Source organism: Clostridium thermobutyricum, from assembly GCF_000371465.1.
Classification (GTDB): Bacteria; Bacillota; Clostridia; order Clostridiales; family Clostridiaceae; genus Clostridium; species Clostridium thermobutyricum.
Window position 1 is genome coordinate 342,055 of the sequence record NZ_KB850956.1, and the last position, 23,356, is coordinate 365,410.

Below are 23,356 nucleotides of genomic sequence, written 5' to 3' on the forward strand. Positions count from 1 at the left end.
ACAAGTAATAAATTTTAAGGTTATTGGTAAAACTATATCTTAGAAAATATATGATTTTTAGAGAAAGAGAGAGGTCTTCAAAATGAATGATAAAAAATTAAAAAAAGCTAAAAAAAATTTATTAAAAGATTTAAATAATGCCTATAGTTCTCTAAAGGAATCTTATAAAGTAATACAAAAAGAGATTAAACATGGTGGATTAAAAACTGGAGCAAGTGAATGGATTTTAGATAATACATATCTTTTAGAAAGGGAATTTAAATTTGTAAAAAAGAATTTACCAGAAGAATATCTTTTAGATTTACCAATAGATTTAGAAAGAAGCTATAAATTAGAAAGCAAAGAAGAAAATAGAAAAAAGAAGAAATCTAGTTGTAGTAATAAGTCTGTACTTCCTAGAGTATATACTTTAGTTAAAAAGATTATTGATACTAGAGTGCCTATAAAAGAAGAAAATTTATCAGAGTTTATTTTAGAAAAAAATGATAGTTTAATTTATGGGGAAGTTATTTCAATCCCTATTATGCTTAAAATTTGTCTTCTTATAAAAATTTGTAATGAAGTTAAAAATGTTGAAGAATTTTATAAAAGTAAAGAAGAATATAAAGATATTTTTATAAATGAAAAACTAGAAGAAGAGATTGAAAGAAGCATATCATCCCTTAGAGAGTTGGATAATGTAGATTGGACATATGTTTTTAGAAATATATCAAAACTTGAAAAAACTTTAGAAAAAGACCCTAGTGGAACATATCTTATGATGGAGGAAGAGTCAAAGGATTATTATAGACATAAAGTTGAAGATATAGCTAAGAAAAATGAATTAAACCAACATATAGTTGTTGAGGCAGCTTTAAATTTGGCTAAAAAAGCAAAAGCATCAGGAGGAGAAATTTATACTACTCATATAGGATATTATTTATGTGACGAAGGATATAAAGAGCTTTTAAATGAGTTAAAAATAACAACTATTGAAAATCCAGATTCTGAGGGAAGGTTTATTCTTTGGAATATTTTTGGAACTATCCTTTTAGCTTTAGGAGTAGTTATTTTTAGTGCTTTATTTGAATGGCCATATAATACATTAAGAGATTATATATTGAGTTTTTTTATTATCCTTTTACCTTGTAGCGAAATGATAGTTGCATGGATAAATTATAGAACTCCTAAATCACATAAATTAAATCATATTCCAAAAATTAATTTTGAAAATGGAATAGGAGAAGAAAATAGAACTGTAGTAGTAGTTCCTACAATGTTTGAATCTAAGGAAAAAATAGATAAGTTAATTAAAAATATAGAGGTAACTTATTTAGGAAATAAAGATAAAGAAGCATTTTTTGTTATTTTAGGAGATTTTGAAGATAATAAAAATGAATTTGTAGAGATAGAAGAAGAGTTAAATAACTATGGAAAAGAAAAAATAGATTATTTAAATAAAAAATACATAAAAGACATAGAAAATAGAAATGGAAAAGATATATTTTTTATGGCTACAAGAACTAGAGTTTATGATAAAAGTGAAGAGAAATACATAGGATGGGAAAGAAAAAGAGGAAAGTTAGTAGAGTTTATGAACCTATTAAGAGGTGGAACAAAAACAACCTTTAGTTTTTTCTCAGGTAATATTGAAGATATAAAATCAGCAAAATATTTGATTACTTTAGATACAGATACATTTATGAAAAGAAATACATTAAAAAGACTTGTAGGTGCAATGGCGCATCCTCTAAATAATCCAAAGGTTTCTAATGGAAAAGTAGTTAGAGGATATGGAATGTTACAACCTAAAGTTTCTATTTCTTTAGAGAGTAAAAATAAAACTTATTTTTCTAAAATATTTGCTGGAGATAGTGGAGTAGATGGGTATTCCACAGCTTACTCAGATACATATCAAGATAGATTTAAAAAAGGTTCTTTTACTGGAAAAGGAATATTACATATAAATTCATTTATGAAAACTATAACTAGAAAAATTGAAGAGGATAGTATATTAAGCCATGACTTATTAGAAGGAGAATTAAATAGGTGTGGGCTTATAACGGATTGTGAATTTATTGAAGAATATCCAAAAACATATTTTTCAAGTGTAATTAGATTACATAGGTGGGTTAGAGGAGATTGGCAACTTATAAAATGGATTTTTACTAGAGATTTAAAAGCTATATCTAAATGGAAGATATTTGATAATTTAAGAAGAAGTCTTTTATCTCCTTGGCTTTTGTTTGGATTATGGATTTCATTAACATTTCTAAATAGAGGAAAAGGTGTAGTAACTATATTATTTTTAGCAGTAATAGCACCAATTATATTTAGAGTTACAGATTTTGTGGTAACACCTAAACATAAATTAAATGGTAGTGGAAAAACTTTAGTTCAAGTATTGTTTATATTAAGTTTTATACCATATCAAACTTATATTATGTTAAGTGCAATTTTTAAAACTTTAGGTAGAGTTTTTATAACTAAAAAACATCTTTTAGAGTGGAAAGCTTCTGATATAGCTGATAGAGATGAAAAGACTACTGTAAGTTTTTATTATAGTAAAATGTGGTTTTCTGTTGTTAGTGGAATAATAACTATGATTTTAAGTTTTGTAGCTATGGAAAGTATAGCAGCTTTTACCTTTTGGTTAGGAATATTATGGATTCTATCACCATATTTAGCTTATGCGATAAGTAAAGAAGATGAAGAAGAAGTTTTAAAAACAGAAGAAATGAATTATCTTTTTAATATTGCAAAGGATACATGGAAGTATTATGACGACCTTGTAAATGAAGAAAATAAATGGCTTCCACCAGATAATTATCAAGAAGAACCTTTTAGAGGTGATGCAAAGAGAACATCTCCAACTAATATAGGGTTAGCTCTTATGGCTAATATAGTAGCTTATGATTTAAATTTTATAGGAATAAAAGATGCTGTTTATAGAATAAATAAAACTTTAAAATCAATGGATGAATTAGAAAGATGGCATGGACATTTTCTAAATTGGTATGACATTCAAAATAAAAATCCATTAATGCCAAGATATATTTCAACAGTTGATAGTGGAAATTTACTTTCTTATTTAATGATAGTAAAAGAATTTATTTTAGAAAATGCAAAAGAAGAAAATGAAACTATTGAGCTTTTAAATAAATTTATAGATGAAATGAATTTTAAGGAATTATATGATGAAAAGAAAGATTTATTTTATATAGGATATAACTTAGAAGAAGATAGTTTTGGGAAAGCACATTATGATTTGCTTGCTTCAGAAGCTAGAGTTGCTTCATTTTTAGCTATTGCTAGAGGTGAAGTTGATGAAAGTCATTGGTTTAAATTAAGAAGAGGCTGTAGAAGTATATTTATGAAAAAGACTCTACTTTCATGGAGTGGAACTATGTTTGAATATTTAATGCCTTCATTAATAATGAAAAATTTTAAAGGTAGTGTATTAGATAGTACTTATGAAGGAGTTTTATCAGCTCAGATAAATTATGGAAGAAGAAAAAAAGTTCCATTTGGGATATCAGAATCAGCTTTTTATAAATTTGATTTAGAAAAAAATTATCAATATAAAGCTTTTGGAGTTCCAAGCTTAAGAATGAAAAGAGAAGTTGAAGAAGAGATTGTTGTATCTCCATATTCTTCTTTAATGGGATTACAATTTGAAAGAGAAAAGTGTATAAAAAACTTAAGAGCTATGGAAGATGAAGGTGCTTATGGAAAATATGGATTTATTGAATCTATAGATTATACAGCTCATAGAATAAATAAACTTTTAAAAGAAGAAGTTATAAGTGAAGAAATAGAGAGTATACCTGAAAATAAAAAGAGAAAAAATGGTTTATTAATAAAAACATATATGGTACATCACTTAGGAATGTCTCTTTTAGCTTTAGATAATGTTTTAAAAAATAATATTATGATAAATAGATTCCATAATATTCCAGAAGTTAAAGCCACAGAATTACTTTTAAAAGAAAAGAAAGATAATCTATATGAAGGAGAAAGAGGAGCTTTAATTAATGAAGAGTTTAAAGTTAAGACTAACATCTTTTCTGAAAGAATAATAACAGATTCTGATATATTAGATAAAGATGTAAATATTCTTTCTAATGGAAAATATTCTGTTATGTTAAACACATTAGGAGGAGGATATTCTAAATGTGAAAATGACCTTTTATATAGATGGGGAGGAGACTTTCTTTCAGAAGAAGGTGGAGTTTTATTTTATATAAAAGATATGAAAAATGGAAATGTTCAAAGTCCAACATATTACCCATTTAATAATATAGGAGAAAAATATAAAGTTAGATTTTCATTAGAAAAAAGTGAAATACATAAGATAGAAAATTCTATAGATACAACCTTAAGGATTTTAATTTCTGGAGAAAATGATATTGAAATTAGAAAGTTAAAAATAAAAAATCTTAGAGATGAAAATTTAGAATTAGAAATTACATCTTATTTAGAGCCTATTTTAACTACTTTAGAAGGAGATTTAGCTCATACTACTTTTTCAAATCTTTTTATAGAAACAGAATTTTTAAATGGTGAAAATGTAATTATTGGTAAAAGGCGTGTTAGAAGAAAAGAAGATGATGAAAAGTACATTTTTACAACATTATTTGTATTAGATGAAGATGATGATAAAGAAAGAATACAATATGAAACAAGAAGAGAGAATTTCATTAGAAGAAATGGAACTTTTGAAAATCCAATTGGAATAGAAAAAGATTTAGAGAATGAAGCTTCAGCTCCTTTAGATCCTATTATAGCAATGAGAAGAAAATTAAGTCTTGGAAAAGGTGAAGAAAAAACTATTTGCTTAATAATAGGATATACAAAGGATAAAGGAGAAATAGTCAAAAAAATAAAAGAACATAAATCTTCAAAAGACTTAGTGAGTTTAAAAAGAAAATATAATAAAATGGCTAGTATTCTTTTAAATAAAATTTCTATAAATTCTGAAAAAGCAAATCTATATGAAAAAATACTAAAAGAAATATTGTATATAGGTGGAAACAGAAAATATAGAGAAAGCTTTATAAAAAATATAAATATGCATCAAGAAGATCTTTGGAGATATGGAATATCTGGAGATAAAAAAATTCTTTTATTAAAATATAATAAAAATAAATATTTATTAAAAGATATGGTATCACTTCATTATTATTTAGAGATAAAGGGAGTTGAATTAGACTTAATTATTTATAATAATGAAGAAACTGATTATTATAATACAAATAGAAGAGAAATAGATAGATGGATAAGAGCAATTAGAGGAGAAGAGATAAAGAATATTTTTGTTTTTAATAAAGAACAGTTAGATGAAGAATTCTTTAATTTCTTAATTGGAATTTGTTCTATTTATATTGATGAAGAAGAGGATAAGGATTTAGAAAGAAAGATAAAATTACTTCAAAGATATTCAGATTTAAATAGAGAAATAGAAAAAGATTGCAAATATCTATTACATTTAAATGATATTAAAGTTGAAGAAGAAGAGCTTGATGAAATAAAAGGTGAATTAGAAGATAGTACATCTGATAATTTAGATTTCTTTAATGGTTATGGTGGATTTAATAAAGAAGATGGTAGTTATGTTATAAAGCTAAAAAATAAAGAAAACACTCCAAGACCTTGGATTAATATTTTAAGTAATAAGAATTTTGGAACACATATTTCAGAGTCAGGTGCTAGCTATACTTGGTGTGGAAATAGTAGAGAAAATAAAATTACACCTTGGAGTAATGACTACATAAAAGATCCTATGTATGAAGGAATCTGGATGAAAGATAACACAGACCAAGATTTATTTTCTATATTTAAAAAACCTTTTGATGATGGAGAAGAATATATAGTAAATCATAACTTTGGATTTTCAACTTTTAAGCATAGACATAGATGTATAGAAGGAAGTATAACAGTATTCGTTCCAAGAAATGAAGACTTAAAACTTCAAATAATAAAGCTTAAAAATATAAGTGAAGAAGAAAAAAGTATTTCAGTATTTTATTATAATGAATTAGCAATGAGCGAAAATAAAAGAAAAGATAGTGAAAAAATTTATACAGGAATAAATGAAGAATATGCTTATGGAAAAAATCCTTATTCAAAAAGCTTTGGAAATAAAATAGCTTACTCTACTATTTTAGGAGAAGGTAAAAATTCTTACACTTGTGATATAGAAGAAGCGCAAAAAACTTTAATTGAACCATGGGAAGAAAATTTAAGTGAAAGATGTGGAGGTTCATATAGACCTTGCTTGCTTACACAAAAAAATATAGTTCTTAATATTGGAGAAGAAATTACTTTAATAGGTATATTAGGTGAAGAAGAAAGTTTTGAAGCTATAAATGAAAAAATACAAAAATATAAAAATATCGATAAAGTTTTTGAAGAATTAAATGAATTAAAAGTAGAATTAGATAATTTCCTGGGAAATATAAAAGTAAATACAGGAGATAAGTCTTTTGATTATATGATGAATGGATGGCTTTTATATCAAAATTATAATTGTAGATATTTAAGTAGAACTGCATTTTATCAATCAGGAGGAGCTTACGGATTTAGAGATCAAATGCAAGATTCTTTAGCTCTTGCTATAAGTAGGCCAGAAATACTTAGAGAGCAAATAATAAAAAATGCAAGTAGACAATATATTGAAGGTGATGTTCAGCATTGGTGGCATCCTATTGTTAACAGTGGAATTAGAACAAGATTTTCAGATGATTTACTTTGGATGCCTTATGGAGTTATAGAATATATAAGGTTAACAGGAGATAAAATCATTTTAACAGAAAAAGCTCCTTATTTAGATGATAGTCCACTAAGAGAAGGAGAAGATGAAAGGTATACTGTTGTAAATAATCTTCTTCCAGAAGACTCTATTTATAATCATTGTATAAAAGCAATCGATAAGTCATTAAAATTTGGTTCAAATGGAATTCCATTAATGGGTAGTGGAGATTGGAATGATGGAATGAGTACTGTAGGGAATAAAGGAAAAGGTGAAAGTGTTTGGCTTGGATGGTTCTTAGCTGAAATACTAAAAGAATTTATTCCTATATGTGAATATATGAATGAAGAGGAAAGAGGAAGAGAATATAAAAATATTCTAGATACTTTAGTTCAAAACATAGAGATGAATGCTTGGGATGGAGAATGGTATAGAAGAGCATTTTTTGATGATGGAACGCCTCTTGGATCAAAAGAAAATGATGAATGCTTTATAGATTCTCTTTCACAAAGTTTTTCAATTATATCTGGTCTTGGAAGTAAAGAGAGAGGAAAAAAAGCTATGGAGTCAGTTGAGAAGTATTTAGTAGATAAAGAAAATGGTCTAATAAAACTTCTTCATCCACCATTTGCAAAATCAAAACTAGAACCAGGATACATAAAAGGATATGTTCCAGGTGTTAGAGAAAATGGAGGGCAATATACTCATGCAGCTATTTGGGTTATATTAGCTTTTTCAAAACTTAGAGAAAATAATAAAGCATATGGTTTTTATAGTATGATAAATCCAATAAGCCACACAAAAACAAAAGAAGATGCAGATAAATATAAAGTTGAACCTTATGTCATGAGTGCAGATGTTTATATTAAAAAGCCTTATGAAGGAAGAGGCGGTTGGAGTTATTATACAGGAGCAGCAGGTTGGATGTATAAAGTTGGATTACAAAATATATTAGGATTCAATGTAATAGAAGGAAAAGGATATTCTATAAAACCTAATTTACCAAATTATATAGATGAGTTCTCTATAGAAATAAAAGAAGAGAAATATAAAATACATGTTAAAAGATCAAATCAAAACAAGATTATTATTAATGGTAAAGAGATAAATGGAGATATAATAGAAAAAGGACTAGGAGAGAGTTATATAGAAGTTGAGTTTAAAGAATAAACAATTTATTTTATAAATTAAATAAAAAGTAATAAAGCCAACATTAAAAACATAACATGAAAGTACTATAAAATTGTTATTTATATTAAAAAAGAGCAGTTGAAAGGATTATTAAGTCTGGAAAACTGCTCTTTTTATTTTTGAAATGGAAAATGAATATTTAGGCTAAGAAAAAATCTTAAAAAGACAAAAATAATTTATATAATAAAAAGAGCTATACAAACTATTTATATTAAAAAATAGTTTTATATAGCTCTTATTTTTTATAATTAAATTTTTTAATATGGCTCTTCAGTATAATCAAATTCAGAGTAAGAAATGTTGTTAACAGCTATAGGATCTTCAACTGGATTAGTTCCTTTTGTTTTGTATTCAGATTCATAAGCGTTAGTTAACTCTTCATCTGTTGGATCATAAGCAGTCCTAATTTCTGGTGTATAAACATTCTTTTTTTTACTTTTCATAAAAATCAACTCCTTTATATATAGTTTGTACATATAAGTTAAAATTATTCTGTAGTATTAGAAGTAAATTTTAGGGGGATTTAATTAAGTAAATAAATTAAGCCATTATATATATAATTTAAGTGATTGATTAAATACTTATTTAAATGATTAGAGACGAGAAATTAAATTTAAACATGAAAAATATAGAATAAAGATTTAAATTAAAATTTATTAGTTAAGAATAAGAAAGAAATTGGGGTTAAATTAATTATTGTGATAGGAAATTTTAATTAATTTTGGTGGTTGAAGAATAAGAGAAAATTTATAGTGATTTTCTATTATTTGCTATGTGGACATGCGAATAATATGTTGATATAATTTAAAAGTGTTCAGAAATGAAAAAAGTATTTAAATTAAATGCTTAAATACATGGTTTGCTAAAGATACGGAGGAGAGAGTAACTATGCCAATTAGAATAGCTATATTAGGTGGCCCAAGATGTGGAAAAACAACATTAATACAACAATTATATGTAGATTTAAAAATAAGAGATTTAAATGTTGGAGCAGTAACAGAATATAGTACAGATTATTTAAGAGATAAAGGTATGATAGAAAATATATCAGAACAATATGGTATATATTTAGGGCAAGCTCAAATTGAAGATTCATTAAATTGTTTTGATTATGCATTAACAGATTATGCAACATTTTTACCATATATATATGGTAGATTTATGCTTGGAAATAAAAAGAGAACTAAAAAAGAAATTGAAATATTAAAAGATTTATATGTATTAGCATTAAGGGACTTACAAAAATATGATCATATATTCTTTGTTCCAAGAGAATTTGGATATGAAAAAGATGGAGTAAGATGGCAAGACGAAGATATAGCAATTGCTATAGATAAAGCTATATTATCATTCTTAGAAGCTGAAAATGTTAACTTTACAACTATTTCAGGTTCAACAAAGGAAAGATCAGAAAAAATCCTTAAGCAAGTTGGATTAGATAAAAAAGAAATTAAGTTAGCAATAAAGGAAACAAAAGCAAATTAATTTATAATAAAAGAATATTTAAGTTTGCTTTGTATAAACTAATATTAGAATACAAATTAAAAAATGACAATTTAGTATAAAAGCTAAATTGTTATTTTTTATTTATATAAAAGTAATAAAAAAATTCTTTAAAAGGCAATTAATTCGTGATATAACTAGAATTGTAAAAAAATACTTTTAAAAAATAAGAGAGTTAAGGTGAGGAAAAGACATGATTTATGAGATTTGCGTAGGAAGTTATAAAGATGGAATAGAAGGTTTTAAAAAAGGAGCAGATAGAATAGAATTTTGTGATAACTTAATGGAAGATGGAACAACTCCTAGTTATGGAAATATAAAAAAGATAATTGAAGATGTTGATATTCCAGTAATGGTAATAATAAGACCAAGAGGTGGAAAATTTATATATTCAAAAGAAGAAATTGAAATAATGAAAATGGATATAGAAATGGTAAAAGAAGCAGGGGCTCGTGGTATAGTAATAGGAGCTTTAAATGAAACTGGAATAGATTATGACTGTATAAAAGAACTTTTATCAGTAAAAGGAGATATGGAAACTACTTTCCATATGGCATTTGATGAATTAGATACATTAGAAGAAATGAAAGAAGCTATTGATAAGTTAAGTGAACTTGGAGTAGATAGAATATTAACTAAGGGTGGAAAAAAAGATGCTCTTTATAACTGGAACACTTTAAAGAAACTTGTTGATTATGCAGGTGATAGAATAATAATAATGCCTGGTAAAGGAATAAATAAGAGCAATAGAGATTATATAATAGAAAAAACTGGTGCAAAAGAAATACATGGTACTAGAATAGTATAAGATATAAATTTTATAATAAAATAAGTTTTAAAATGCCTCTAGAAGTTACGATTAACAAAATAATTTAACTTAGGAGGTTTTTTATTTGTTTAAATGACAAAAATATTATATGGAAAAGATTCTAACTTAATTTTATTTTACAATATTGGAATGTTTTCTTTAGAGTAAAATTATAGATTATATTTTGATTAAATAGATTTTTAGAAGATTAAAATTATATTTATAACAAATATAAATTAATTTAAGGAAATTTATAAGCAATAATAAAATTTGAAAATGCAAATTTTGATAGAAGAATAATTTAAAATTTGCAATTAAATACCTAAATGTTAAGGACTTTTACATAGTGAAATACTATGATATAATGAAGAATAGTGAAAATATAAGAAGAAAATTAAACTTTATTATAAATTTAGAGCTTTAGGAGGAATAGTTTTGTCTGATTTAAGAAACGAAATAGAAAAAAGAAGAACCTTTGCCATCATATCTCACCCTGATGCTGGTAAAACAACATTAACAGAAAAATTCTTATTATATGGAGGAGCTATAAGACTTGCAGGTTCAGTTAAGGCAAGAAAAGCTTCTGCACATGCAGTTTCAGACTGGATGGAAATAGAAAAGCAAAGAGGTATTTCTGTTACTTCATCAGTAATGCAATTTAACTATGGTGGACACTGTATAAATATTCTTGATACACCAGGGCACCAAGACTTCTCAGAGGATACATACAGAACTCTTATAGCAGCTGACTCAGCAGTAATGGTAGTCGACGCAGCTAAAGGGGTGGAAGATCAAACTAGAAAGTTATTCCACGTTTGTTCATTAAGAGAAATGCCAATATTTACATTAATAAACAAAATGGATAGAGAATCACAAGATCCATTCCAATTATTAGAAGATATAGAAAATGAACTTGGAATAAAAACATATCCAATGAACTGGCCAATAGGTTCAGGTAAAGATTTCAAGGGAATATATGAAAGAGATAATAATAGAATAATAGTATTTAATGGTGGTAATCACGGTCAAAATGAAGTTGAAACTATTACAGGAGATCCAAGTGATCCTAAATTTAGAGAATTATTAGGGGAAGCTCTTCATGATAAATTAATGGAAGATATCGAATTACTTGATATAGCAGGTGATGAATTTGATATAGAAAAAGTTAGAGTTGGAGAACTTACACCAGTATTCTTTGGATCAGCTCTTACAAACTTTGGTATAGAACCATTTTTAGAGCATTTCTTAGAAATGACAACTTCACCACTTGGAAGAAATTCAAGCATAGGAGAAATAGATCCATTTGATGAAGAATTCTCAGCTTTCGTATTCAAAATTCAAGCAAATATGAATAAGGCTCATAGAGATAGAATAGCATTTATGAGAATTTGTTCAGGAAAATTTGAAAAAGGAAAAGATTATTTCCACATGCAAGAAAATAAAAAAATAAAACTTGCACAACCACAACAATTTATGGCACAAGATAGAGAAATAGTTGAAGAAGCTTATGCAGGAGATATAATTGGGGTATTTGACCCAGGAGTATTCTCAATAGGAGATACAATTTGTACACCTTCAAAGAAATTTAAATTTGAAGGAATACCAGCATTTGCACCAGAACATTATGCAAGAGTAAGACCAATAGATTCAATGAAGAGAAAACAATTCGTAAAAGGTGTTACACAGATTGCACAAGAAGGAGCTATCCAAGTATTTAAAGAATTACACATAGGTATGGAAGAAATAATAGTTGGAGTTGTTGGGGTACTACAATTTGAAGTATTAGAATACAGATTAAAGAATGAATATAATGTTGATATAAAAATGGAAAGACTTCCATATAGATTTGTAAGATGGATAGAAAATGATAGTAATATAGATGTAGATAAGTTAAATTTAACATCAGATACAAAGAAAGTTACAGACTTTAAAGATAGAAACCTATTAATATTCCAAAATACATGGGGAATTACATGGGCATTAGAGCATAATGAAGGAATTGTACTTTCAGATGTAGGTAAAGCAGAATAGAAATATTAAAAAGATAGAGAAATTCCTAAGAAATTTTAGGAATTTCTTTTTTATTTTTATGATATCAAGAAAATATATTAATTTTCTATATTAAATAAGATTTTATAATATTTTTCTGCGCTTATAAAAGACAAAAAAAGAAAAATATGTTAAAATTAATTGAATAAAATGTAAATTTAACTATTTTTTATGAAAATTATAAGGGGAGAATTTATGAAAAAGAAAAAGATTTTAAGTCTAATTATGTTAATAGCATTAGCAAGTAATGTAGTTATGTCTAATAGTATTGCATATGCTAATAACTTAGATAGTACAAGTAGTCAATTAGAAATAAAAAATGAAGATAAGAGTATTATATCTTCTCCAACAGCAACTGTAGAGCAAATGCAAAAATGGGCAAGATCTAAAGGAGCAACTGAAACTTTTATAAGTTTAGCACCTAAATACATGAAATTATATTCATCACATGGGGGGATTAATCCTATAGTTGCATATGCTCAATCAGCTCTTGAAACAGGCTATGGTAATTTTGGAGGAGTTATAAATGAAAGTTATAATAATCCATGTGGAATGAAAACTAAAGAAGGTGGAAATGACAGTGATCCTAATGCGCATCAAAAATTTGATTCATGGGAAGATGGGATTAGTGCTCATTTAGATCATTTAGCTCTTTATGCTGGATCAAATGGATATCCAAGGACAGAAACAAAAGATCCTAGACATTTTTCTTTTATTTTTGGAAGAGCTAAATCTGTATTAGGACTTTCAGGTTCATGGGCAAGTGATAAACAGTATGGAGAAAAAGTGTTAAGAATGACCAAAGAAATTGAAAAAATAGAAAAGGGAGAAAATCCAACAAAACCAGTAGAACCTAAGCCTCCAACAATACAACCAGAAAAACCTATTACACCACCAAATAATTCAGGAAATACTATAAAACCGCCAAGCAATTCAGGAAATACACAAAAAACAGGAAAAGTAACAGCAAGCGCTTTAAATGTAAGAAGTGGAGCAGGGACAAGCTATAAAGTTATAGGTTCATTAAAAAATGGTGCAACAGTGACAATACTAGAAACAAAAAATGGATGGCATAAGATAAAATATGGAAGTAGCTATGGATATGTAAGTTCAAATTATATAAAAATAAGCTCTACTAGCTCAAATGGTTCACAAAATAATTCAGGAAATACTGTAAAACCACCAAGCAATTCAGGAAGTACACAAAAAACAGGAAAAGTAACAGCAAGCGCTTTAAATGTAAGAAGTGGAGCAGGGACAAGTTATAAAGTTATAGATTCATTAAAAAATGGTGCAACAGTAGCAATAGTAGAAACAAAAAATGGTTGGTATAAGATAAAATATGGAAGCAGCTATGGATATGTAAGTTCAAATTATATAAAAATAAACTCTAATAGCTCAAATGGTTCAGGAAATACTGTAAAACCACCAAGTAATTCAGGAAGTACACAAAAAACAGGAAAAGTAATAGCTGATGTTTTAAATGTTAGGTCAGGTAGAGGAACTAATTATTCTAAAATTGGAGCAGTACGAGGTGGATCTAAAGTAATAATAGTAGAAACAAAAAATGGTTGGCATAAAATAAAATATGGTAATGGGTATGGGTATGTGTCAGCTAAATATGTAAGATAAATATTTAGATAGAGTTGAATTAGAGTAAATTTTTGGAGTTTAAATATAATTAAAATAATTAATGACATTAACATAATAATTGTGTTAGTGTCTTTTTTTATAAATTTATTAAAGTAATACATATAAAAATTATATTAGTAAATAGAAGTATATAAAATAGGAAATTTTTTATAAATGAATTACTATAAATGAAAGGATTTTTAATTTTAATTTAAAAAGTTATGAAATACTTTGGATAAATTAATAAAAATTAACAAAATGATTTAAAAAAAACTATAATATTTTGTAAAAGTAATAAAAAAGTCAAAAAATAACAATATAAATTCATTAAATATTTAAAAAAAATTAATTATATGTTACAATAATTTACGAACAATACATAAAATAGGGTGTTGAGAAAAATTAAGTTTAAATTACAACATTATGGGATGAGGTAATAAAATGAGAGAAAATTTAAGGGGAAGGGTATTAGTATTAATGTTAATAGATGCCTTATGCATTAATATAGCATTTATATTAAGTTATGTTTTTAAATATGGTTTAGGAGAAGGAATAAATGAATTTAGAAATGATATGTCGTTTATTTCTTTGGGAATAATAATTTATATAATAAGCTTAAGTTTATTCAATATGTATAAAAGTGTATGGCGAATTGCAGGAATTGATGAAGGAATAAAAGGAATAGGGGCAATTACAATTGGAACATCAATAATACTTTTATTTGCAATTTTAGGAAAAAGTATTCTTGTGGAAAATGTTATTTTATCAGGAATTATAACATTTTTATTAGTGATAGGAATTAGATTTTCATTTAGAGTAATAAGAAGAATTATTATTTATGGGCAATTAAAAATTGTTGATAGAAATGAGAGAGTAATGATAATAGGAGCAGGCTCAAGTGGAAGCTCAATTATAAATGAAATGCTTAACAATAGAAAGTTAAATATGATTCCAATTTGTATAATTGATGATAATAAAAGTAAAGTTGGAAAAGTGCTACATGGAATAAAAGTAGTTGGAACTAGAAATGAAATACAAAATGTAGTTAGAGAAGAAGGAATAACAACAATAATAATTGCTATATCTACAATAAATTCGGAAGAGAAGAGAAAAATTCTTGAAATATGTCAAAAAACAAAAGCTAAACTTAAAATTGTTCCAGGTATAAGTGAAATAATTGAAGGTAAAGTACAATCAATTCAAATGAGAGAAGTTGACATAAAAGACCTTTTGGGAAGAGAAGAAGTAAAACTAGATAAAGAAGGTATTAAAGGATATATAAAAAATAAAACAGTTCTTGTAACTGGAGGCGGAGGATCCATAGGATCAGAGCTTTGCAGACAAATAGCAAAACATAGTCCCAAAAAATTAATAATTTTAGATATATACGAAAATAATGCCTATGATATTCAAAATGAACTTAAAAGAAAATATAGTGATTTAGATTTAAGAACAATAATAGCTTCTGTAAGAGATAAAGATAGATTAAATAAAATATTTGCAGAAGAAAATATAAATGTAGTTTTCCATGCAGCAGCTCATAAGCATGTTCCTTTAATGGAAAATAATTCAGAAGAGGCAATAAAAAATAATGTTATGGGAACACTTAATGTTGCAGAATGTGCAAATGAGTACAATGTAGAAAGATTTGTTCTTATTTCAACTGACAAAGCTGTTAATCCTACTAATATAATGGGAGCAACAAAAAGACTTTGTGAAATGATAATACAAGGAATTGATAAAAAGAGTAAAACAGAATTTGTTGCAGTAAGATTTGGAAATGTACTTGGAAGCAATGGTTCTGTAATTCCATTATTTAAAAAACAAATTTCAGAAGGTGGACCAGTTACTCTTACACATAAAGAAATAACAAGATATTTTATGCTAATACCAGAAGCAGCACAACTTGTACTTCAGGCTGGAGCTTATGCAGAAGGTGGAGAAATATTTGTACTTGATATGGGAAAATCAGTAAAAATATATGATTTAGCTAAAAAGCTAATAAGACTTTCAGGATATGAGCCAGAAGAAGAAATAAAAATAGAAATAACAGGTTTAAGACCAGGAGAAAAGCTTTATGAAGAGCTTCTGATGGATGAGGAAGGATTAAAATCTACTAAAAATAAAAAAATATTTATAGGAGAACCTTCTGATATAGATTTTGAAGATTTAAAAAGAGAAATATTTATTTTAAGAGATGTTGCATTAAATAAAGATAAAGAGGCTTTAAAAGAGAAAATGAAGAGTATAGTTACTACTTATATAGAGCCTGGAGAAGAAGGAAAAGAGATTTTAGAAGATGAAGTTGCAGCAACTTGTGAAGAGGTGAAAATATGAAGAAGGTATTTGATTTAATTAGCAGTTTAATAGGATTTATATTTTTTTTACCACTATTTTTAATAATTTCTTTAATAATAAAATTATCATCTCCAGGACCAATCTTTTTTAAACAAAGAAGGATAGGAAAAGATAATGAAGAGTTTTATATATTAAAATTTAGAACAATGAGAATTGATACACCAAATGTTGCTACACATCTTTTAGAAAATCCAGATAAATATATAACTAAAATAGGAAAAGTTTTAAGAAAGACAAGCCTTGATGAATTACCACAGCTTATAAATATTATAAGAGGTGAGATGAGTGTAGTTGGACCAAGACCAGCTCTTTATAATCAATTAGATTTAAAAGAAATGAGAACTAAAAAAGGAATTCATAAATTAGTTCCAGGACTTACAGGATGGGCACAAATAAATGGAAGAGATGAAATTCCATTAAAAGAAAAAGTTGAATTAGATAAATATTATTTAGATAATAAAACATTTTTATTTGACATAAAAATAATATTTAAAACAATAATTAGTGTAGTAAAAAGTGATGGAGTACAAGAGGGGAAGAACGATGTTAAATTAGATAAAACAAAGGTGAGGCAATAACATGAAGATATTAATAACAGGAGTTTATGGAGTTGTTGGAAGTTTTTTATGTGAAAGTTTAAAGAATGAACATGAAATAATAGGGATAGGACGTAGAGATATTTATGAAAACTGTCATAAATATTATAAATGTGATATTACAGATAAAGAAGAATTGAATAAAGTTTTTGAAGAAAATAAAAATATAGATTTTATAATTCATTGTGCTGCACTTGCTCATAACAAAGGAAATGATTTATCAAAGGATAGATTTATGAAAGTAAATTATGAGGCAACAAAATATATAACAGATTTAAGTAATGAAATTTTAAATTTAAAAAATTTTATATTTATTAGCACAATATCTGTATATGGAGAAAGAATGGATAAAGAGATATATGTAGAAACAGATCAATGTTTTCCCAAAAGTCCTTATGCAGTAGCAAAGAAAAAATCAGAAGAATATATTCAAAAAAATTATAAAGGTAATTTTACTGTTTTTAGACTTGCACCAGTTTATTCAAAGGATTTTATGTTGAATATTCAAAGGAGAACAGAAGTTAAAGGGATACAATATAGAGTTGGAAAAGGAGATACAAAACTTAGTATTTGTAATATAAAGAACATCTTTTTAGCAACTGAATATGTGATAAAAAATTATAAAAAAGAAAATTCGGAAATATACAATATATCAGATAAAAAAGTTTGTAATTTTAATGATCTTATAAATTGTATAGGAAATAAAAAACTTAAGATTATAGTACCGGAAATATTAATAAAAATTATAAGTAATATAAATGAGAGAAGCATAAAAAAGCAGTTTATTTATGAAAATACAATAAAGCTTATAACTGACAATATATATTCTTCTGAAAAGTTAAATAATAAAATAGATATATCATATTCGATTGGAGACATAGATTAACATGAAAATATTAGTGGTAACTCAATATTATTGGCCAGAAGATTTTAGGATAAATGATATTTGTAAAAGTTTTATTGAACAAGGTCATAAAGTTGAAGTTTTAACAGGAATGCCTAATTATCCAGAAGGAAAAATATATGATGGATATTCAAATTTAAAAGTGAAAACTACAATAAAAGATGGGATAAAGATAATGCGAGTACCTATAACTTCAAGAGGTAAAAATAATTCATTAAAATTAGGATTAAATTATTTATCATTTATGATTACAGCGTCAATAAGAGCATTAACTTTAATACATAAGAGATATGATAGAATATTTGTTTTTCAAGTGTCACCAATAACTAGTGCAATACCAGCTTTAATATTATCAAAAATTAAAAAAATTCCTTCATATATATATATCCAAGATTTATGGCCAGAAACATTATATTCAATAGTCAATGTTTCTAATAAGAATATTAGAAATTTAATGAGAAAAATATGTAATAAAATTTATAATGGATTTGATAATCTTTTAATAGCATCAAAAGGTTATGAAGATATTTTATTAAATAATAATTTTAAAAAGGAAAAAATAAAATATTTTCCTCAGTGGGCCGAAGATTTTTATTCTAAAGTCACAGCAAAAGACATAGATGTTCCTAGAGATAATTTTGTAGTAACTTTTGCTGGAAATATAGGTAAAGCACAAAGCGTACAAACTATTATAGAAGCAGCGAATTTAGCAAAAAATTATAAAAATATACAGTGGAATATACTTGGAGACGGAAGTGAATTTGAGAATATTAGAGCTTTAGTTGAAAAATATGATATAAAGTATACTGTTAACCTTTTAGGAAGAAAGCCTTCTACTGATATGCCAAAGTATTTTTCAAAATCTGACGCACTTATAGTTACATTAGGAAATGAAGATATATTAAAAGTTACTCTACCTGCAAAAGTACAATCATATATGGCTTCTGGAAAGCCTATATTAGCGGCAATAAGCGGAGAAGGAAATAGAATATTAAAGGAAAGTAAATGTGGACTAATTTGTGAATCAGAAGACTCATATAAGCTTTTTGAAAATACAATTACATTATATAAAATGAGCAAAGAAGAACGAGAAAAAATGGGTGAAAGAGGGAAAAATTTTTTCGAAGATAATTTTACGAGAAAAAAATTATTAGAAGAATTAAGTATAATAATGAATTTAAAGTAGAGGAGAAAAATATGTTTAAAGATAAAGTACTTTTAATAACAGGGGGAACAGGTTCATTTGGAAATGCTGTTCTTGATAGATTTTTAGATACAGATATAAAAGAAATAAGAATTTTTTCAAGAGATGAAAAGAAACAAGATGATATGAGAAAAAAATATAATAATGAAAAAATTAAGTTTTTCATTGGAGATGTTAGAGATTTAGAAAGTATAAAAAATGCTATGTATGATGTAGATTATGTTTTTCATGCCGCTGCTCTTAAGCAAGTTCCATCTTGTGAATTTTTCCCGATAGAAGCAGTTAAGACTAATATTATTGGAACTGACAATGTTCTTACTGCATCTATAGAAGCAGGAGTTAAGAAAGTTATTTGTCTTTCAACTGATAAAGCAGCTTATCCTGTAAATGCTATGGGAACTTCAAAAGCAATGATGGAGAAGGTATTTATAGCAAAGGCTAGAACAGTATCACCAGAGAGAACTTTAATATGTGGAACTAGGTATGGAAATGTTATGTGTTCTAGAGGATCTGTTATTCCACTGTTCATTGAACAAATAAAAAATGGACAACCATTAACAGTTACTGATCCTAATATGACAAGATATATTATGAGTCTTGAAGAAGCAGTAGAGCTTGTAATATTTGCCTTTAAAAATGCTGAATCAGGAGATATTATGGTTCAAAAAGCTCCAGCTTGTACAGTAGGAGTTTTAGCAGAAGCGTTGAGACAATTATTTGATTCAGGAAATGAAATAAAAATAATTGGTACAAGACATGGAGAGAAGAAATATGAAACTCTTTTAACTAGAGAAGAAGCTTCAAATTCTATTGATATGGGAAATTTCTTTAGAGTTCCATCAGATAAAAGGGATTTAAATTATAATAAATATTTTAATGAAGGAAATGAAGAAATACAAAAAATAGAAGAATATAATTCTGATAATACAGAGATGTTAGATGTAGAAGGTGTTAAAGAAAAACTTCTTACACTTTCATATATAAGAGAAGAATTAAAACTATGGAGGGAAAAAAATGAAAGTTCTTGTAACTGGAGCAAAGGGATTTGTGGGGAAGAATCTAGTAGCTACATTAACAGATAATAGAGATTATGAATTAATTTTAATAGATAAAGAAAATTCAAAGGAAGAACTAAGAAAAGGCGTTATAGAAGCTGATTTTATAATTCATCTTGCAGGGGTTAATAGACCAAAAGATGAAAAAGAATTTTTTGAAGGAAATTCTGGATTGACAGAAGAAATTATTTCATATCTAAAAAAAGAAAATAAAAATACTCCAATATTAATAACATCTTCAATACAGGCTGAACTTAATAATCCTTATGGAAAAAGTAAGAAAGGTTCAGAAGAAGCACTTTTAAAGTATATGACTGAAGAATTAGCAAATATATATATATATAGATTACCAAATGTTTTTGGTAAATGGTGTAGACCAAATTATAATTCAGCAGTGGCTACATTCTGCCATAAGATTGCTAGAGATGAAGAAATATGGATATCAGATAAAAATATAGAACTTACTCTAGTTTATATAGATGATGTAGTAAAAAGTATTATAGAGACTATAGAAAATCCTAAATCTATAAAAGGCTATTTGAAAGTTGACATAGAATATAAAGCAACATTAGGAGAAATAGTTAAAAATATAAGAGAATTTAAAGAAAGTAGAAGTAACTTGAATATACCAAACACTAAAAATGAATTTATAAAAAAACTTTATAGTACTTATTTAAGTTATATTCCAGAGAATGAATTTTCATATCCATTAAAAATGAATATAGATGAAAGAGGGTCATTTACAGAATTTTTAAAATCAAAAGATAGAGGACAAGTTTCTATAAATATTTCAAAACCTGGAATAACTAAAGGAAATCACTGGCATAATACTAAAAATGAAAAATTTCTTGTTGTAAGTGGAGAAGGAATAATTAAGTTTAGAAAATATGATAGTGATAAAGTAATTGAATATAAAGTATCAGGAAAAGATTTAAGGGTTGTAGATATTCCAGTTGGATATACTCATAGCATAATAAATACTGGAACTACAGATATGGTAACAATAATGTGGGTTAATGAAATTTTTAATCCAGAGATACCGGATACTTGTTTTTTAGAAGTATAGAAAAGAGGAATTTGAGATGATAAATAAAATGAAGGTTATGACAATAGTTGGGACAAGACCAGAAATTATAAGATTAGCAGAGACTATAAAAAAATGTGATGAATATTTTGACCATGTATTAGTACATACAGGTCAAAATTGGGATTATACATTAAATGACGTATTTTTTAAAGAGCTAGAGTTAAGAGAACCAGATTATTTTTTAGGAGTTGTAGGAAAAAATCTTGGGGAAACAATGGGAAATATAATAGCAGAAAGCTATAACATACTTATAAAAGAAAAGCCAGAAGCTCTTTTAATATTAGGAGATACAAATAGTTGTTTAAGTGCAATTGCAGCTAAAAGATTAAAAATTCCGGTATTCCATATGGAAGCTGGAAATAGATGTTTTGATCAAAATGTACCTGAAGAAATAAATAGAAAAATAGTAGATGTTACAAGTGATGTTAATTTAGCATATACAGAACATGCAAGAAGATATCTTTTATCTGAAGGAATGAGAAAAGAATATACTTTTGTAACAGGTTCACCGCTGCCAGAAGTATTTCATAAATATATGGATAAGATTAATGAAAGTGATGTATTAGATAGATTAAATTTAGAAAAGAAAAAATTTATATTAGTTTCAGCTCATAGAGAAGAAAATATAGATAATGATGAAAATTTTAAAAATTTAACAGATGCATTAAATGCGATAGCAGAAAAATATGATATGCCTGTTATATATTCAACACATCCAAGAAGTTGGAAAAGAATAGAGGCTATGGGAGTTAAATTTCATAAAAATATACAACAATTAAAACCTTTTGGATTCTATGACTATAATAAACTTCAAAAAGAAAGTTTTTGTGTATTATCAGACTCAGGGTCACTTGCTGAAGAGTCAAATATAATGGGATTCCCAGCTGTATCAATAAGAACAAGTACAGAAAGACCAGAAGCTATTGATAAAGGTTCTGTGATACTTGGTGGTATAACTTTTGATAGTATAACTAGAGCTATAGAAATTATAACCAAGCAAAAAGAGATTGGAGAAGAACTTGTAAAAGTTCATGATTATACAGATATAAATGTATCAATTAAAGTTGTAAATGCTATTCAAGGATATACTGAGATAGTTAATAAGTTTATTTGGAGAAAATAAAATGAAAAAAAAGATTTTGATGATAGGACCATTTCCAGAACCAATAACAGGTATGTCATTAGCCAATAAAATGCTGTATGATGGATTAAAAAAAAATTATAATGTCCAAATTGTAGATACAGATACAGAAAAGAAAATAAATAGTGCAAAATCACAAGGTAAATTTAATTTAAAAAAAGTTATAAATAGTTTTAAACCAATATTATTAGGAATAAATAAAATTTTATTTAGTAATTTTGATGTTATATATATAACTCCAGCACAAAGTTATTTAGGGTTTATGAAGTACTCTTTATTTATAAAAATATCTAAGCGGATGAAAATACCATGTTACATACATTTTCACGGTGGATTTGTTAAGAAAATGTATGATTCTTTAAATTCAAAAAGAAAAAATAGAATAAAAAAATTATTTAATGAAACTAGTGGAGTAATAGTCCTAGGAGAATCTTTGGTATATATGCTAGATGAAATAGTACCAAAAGAAAAAGTATATGTATGCGAAAATGGAATTGAAAGCGAATTTTTGATAAAAGAGGAAGAGTTAGAAGAAAAATTGCGAAAAAAAAATGAATATATAAATATTTTATATCTTAGTAATTTAATGAAAACAAAAGGAATAATTGAATTATTAGATGCAGCTTTAATTATGAAACAGGAAAATATAAAGTTCATTTTAAATATAGCAGGGGTAATAGAAAAAGAAATAGAAAATGAGGTGAAAAATAAAATTAATTTGTTAGGTGAAAATATAAAGTATCATGGAATAGTTAAAGGGAAAGAAAAAAAAAGAACTATTGAAAAAAGCAAATATATTTTGTTTACCAACATATTATCCAAATGAAGGACAACCTATATCTATTTTAGAAGCTATGGGAAATGGAATAGCAATAGTTACAACTTATCAAGGCGGAATAATAGATATATTTAAAGATAGAATAAATGGTATTAGATGTAATGAAAGAGATGAAGTATCTATTAAAAATGCAATTGTTGAAGCTTATGATAAATATAATGAATTTTCCATTGAAAATTATAAAAAATGTAAGGAAAACTATATTTCAGGAAAGTTTGTTGAAAGAATAGAAAAAATAATTTTTTCTAAGGAGAAGTAAT

At 26.3% G+C, this 23,356-nt stretch carries 15 protein-coding genes; 14 read left to right on the forward strand and 1 reads right to left on the reverse strand.

Translation table 11 applies throughout. The annotated features are described in order from the left end of the window. Window positions 1-82: 82 nt before the first annotated feature. Entirely contained in the window at window positions 83-7,900 is a 7,818-nt protein-coding gene (locus tag HMPREF1092_RS01515; protein ID WP_002596819.1) for a GH36-type glycosyl hydrolase domain-containing protein, read from the forward strand. Between the two features lie 278 nt (window positions 7,901-8,178). Here the strand turns inward: HMPREF1092_RS01515 and HMPREF1092_RS01520 are convergent, their stop codons facing one another. Further along, the gene (locus HMPREF1092_RS01520) at window positions 8,179-8,364 is read right to left on the reverse strand and encodes a hypothetical protein (RefSeq protein ID WP_002596820.1); all 186 of its coding nucleotides are present in this window, start codon (window positions 8,362-8,364) and stop codon (window positions 8,179-8,181) included. 445 nt (window positions 8,365-8,809) lie between these two features. Here HMPREF1092_RS01520 and HMPREF1092_RS01525 point away from each other — a divergent pair, with 445 nt between their 5' ends. The 13 genes from HMPREF1092_RS01525 to HMPREF1092_RS01585 all read left to right on the forward strand — a co-directional run bounded on the left by HMPREF1092_RS01525 (window position 8,810) and on the right by HMPREF1092_RS01585 (window position 23,355). After that, window positions 8,810-9,406: an AAA family ATPase gene (locus HMPREF1092_RS01525; RefSeq protein ID WP_002596821.1), complete on the forward strand. Its 597-nt coding sequence runs from the start codon at window positions 8,810-8,812 to the stop codon at window positions 9,404-9,406. Between the two features lie 211 nt (window positions 9,407-9,617). Continuing rightward, window positions 9,618-10,232, forward strand: coding sequence for a copper homeostasis protein CutC (locus HMPREF1092_RS01530; protein ID WP_002596822.1), 615 nt, complete (start codon window positions 9,618-9,620; stop codon window positions 10,230-10,232). 435 nt (window positions 10,233-10,667) lie between these two features. Next, entirely contained in the window at window positions 10,668-12,263 is a 1,596-nt protein-coding gene (locus HMPREF1092_RS01535) for a peptide chain release factor 3 (protein WP_002596823.1), read from the forward strand. 213 nt (window positions 12,264-12,476) lie between these two features. Then, window positions 12,477-13,913, forward strand: a complete 1,437-nt coding sequence (locus HMPREF1092_RS16715) for an SH3 domain-containing protein (protein WP_002596824.1) — start codon at window positions 12,477-12,479, stop codon at window positions 13,911-13,913. A 441-nt stretch (window positions 13,914-14,354) separates the two neighbouring features. After that, window positions 14,355-16,250, forward strand: a complete 1,896-nt coding sequence (locus HMPREF1092_RS01545; protein ID WP_002596825.1) for a polysaccharide biosynthesis protein — start codon at window positions 14,355-14,357, stop codon at window positions 16,248-16,250. Beyond that, window positions 16,247-16,849 (forward strand): sugar transferase, encoded by a 603-nt coding sequence (locus HMPREF1092_RS01550; protein ID WP_002596826.1) that lies wholly within the window; start codon window positions 16,247-16,249, stop codon window positions 16,847-16,849. Before HMPREF1092_RS01545 ends, HMPREF1092_RS01550 begins: the two co-directional genes overlap by 4 nt. Before the next feature lies 1 nt (window position 16,850). Beyond that, window positions 16,851-17,753 (forward strand): NAD-dependent epimerase/dehydratase family protein, encoded by a 903-nt coding sequence (locus HMPREF1092_RS01555; protein ID WP_002596827.1) that lies wholly within the window; start codon window positions 16,851-16,853, stop codon window positions 17,751-17,753. Between the two features lies 1 nt (window position 17,754). Further along, window positions 17,755-18,957 carry a glycosyltransferase family 4 protein gene (locus HMPREF1092_RS01560; RefSeq protein WP_002596828.1) on the forward strand — a complete coding sequence of 401 codons (1,203 nt, stop codon included), beginning with the start codon at window positions 17,755-17,757 and terminating at the stop codon, window positions 18,955-18,957. Between the two features lie 11 nt (window positions 18,958-18,968). Continuing rightward, the gene (locus tag HMPREF1092_RS01565) at window positions 18,969-20,057 is read left to right on the forward strand and encodes a nucleoside-diphosphate sugar epimerase/dehydratase (RefSeq protein WP_002596829.1); all 1,089 of its coding nucleotides are present in this window, start codon (window positions 18,969-18,971) and stop codon (window positions 20,055-20,057) included. Then, window positions 19,990-21,096, forward strand: coding sequence for a polysaccharide biosynthesis C-terminal domain-containing protein (locus HMPREF1092_RS01570; RefSeq protein ID WP_040413597.1), 1,107 nt, complete (start codon window positions 19,990-19,992; stop codon window positions 21,094-21,096). The genes HMPREF1092_RS01565 and HMPREF1092_RS01570 overlap by 68 nt, the downstream gene beginning before the upstream one ends. A gap of 16 nt (window positions 21,097-21,112) precedes the next feature. Further along, window positions 21,113-22,240: a non-hydrolyzing UDP-N-acetylglucosamine 2-epimerase gene (gene wecB / locus HMPREF1092_RS01575; protein WP_002596831.1), complete on the forward strand. Its 1,128-nt coding sequence runs from the start codon at window positions 21,113-21,115 to the stop codon at window positions 22,238-22,240. Window position 22,241: 1 nt separating this feature from the next. Beyond that, window positions 22,242-23,084 carry a glycosyltransferase family protein gene (locus HMPREF1092_RS01580; RefSeq protein ID WP_002596832.1) on the forward strand — a complete coding sequence of 281 codons (843 nt, stop codon included), beginning with the start codon at window positions 22,242-22,244 and terminating at the stop codon, window positions 23,082-23,084. Next, complete coding sequence (locus HMPREF1092_RS01585) at window positions 23,038-23,355, forward strand: glycosyltransferase (protein WP_002596833.1); 318 nt, start codon at window positions 23,038-23,040, stop codon at window positions 23,353-23,355. Before HMPREF1092_RS01580 ends, HMPREF1092_RS01585 begins: the two co-directional genes overlap by 47 nt. Window position 23,356: the final 1 nt, after the last annotated feature.

Excerpts from the sequence above, each read along its gene's own strand:
- HMPREF1092_RS01515 (WP_002596819.1), top strand. The coding sequence starts at position 83 with ATGAATGATAAAAAATTAAAAAAAGCTAAAAAAAATTTATTAAAAGAT.
- HMPREF1092_RS01520 (WP_002596820.1), bottom strand. The coding sequence starts at position 8,364 with ATGAAAAGTAAAAAAAAGAATGTTTATACACCAGAAATTAGGACTGCT.
- HMPREF1092_RS01525 (WP_002596821.1), top strand. The coding sequence starts at position 8,810 with ATGCCAATTAGAATAGCTATATTAGGTGGCCCAAGATGTGGAAAAACA.
- HMPREF1092_RS01530 (WP_002596822.1), top strand. The coding sequence starts at position 9,618 with ATGATTTATGAGATTTGCGTAGGAAGTTATAAAGATGGAATAGAAGGT.
- HMPREF1092_RS16715 (WP_002596824.1), top strand. The coding sequence starts at position 12,477 with ATGAAAAAGAAAAAGATTTTAAGTCTAATTATGTTAATAGCATTAGCA.
- HMPREF1092_RS01545 (WP_002596825.1), top strand. The coding sequence starts at position 14,355 with ATGAGAGAAAATTTAAGGGGAAGGGTATTAGTATTAATGTTAATAGAT.
- HMPREF1092_RS01550 (WP_002596826.1), top strand. The coding sequence starts at position 16,247 with ATGAAGAAGGTATTTGATTTAATTAGCAGTTTAATAGGATTTATATTT.
- HMPREF1092_RS01555 (WP_002596827.1), top strand. The coding sequence starts at position 16,851 with ATGAAGATATTAATAACAGGAGTTTATGGAGTTGTTGGAAGTTTTTTA.
- HMPREF1092_RS01560 (WP_002596828.1), top strand. The coding sequence starts at position 17,755 with ATGAAAATATTAGTGGTAACTCAATATTATTGGCCAGAAGATTTTAGG.
- HMPREF1092_RS01565 (WP_002596829.1), top strand. The coding sequence starts at position 18,969 with ATGTTTAAAGATAAAGTACTTTTAATAACAGGGGGAACAGGTTCATTT.
- HMPREF1092_RS01570 (WP_040413597.1), top strand. The coding sequence starts at position 19,990 with ATGAAAGTTCTTGTAACTGGAGCAAAGGGATTTGTGGGGAAGAATCTA.
- wecB (WP_002596831.1), top strand. The coding sequence starts at position 21,113 with ATGATAAATAAAATGAAGGTTATGACAATAGTTGGGACAAGACCAGAA.
- HMPREF1092_RS01580 (WP_002596832.1), top strand. The coding sequence starts at position 22,242 with ATGAAAAAAAAGATTTTGATGATAGGACCATTTCCAGAACCAATAACA.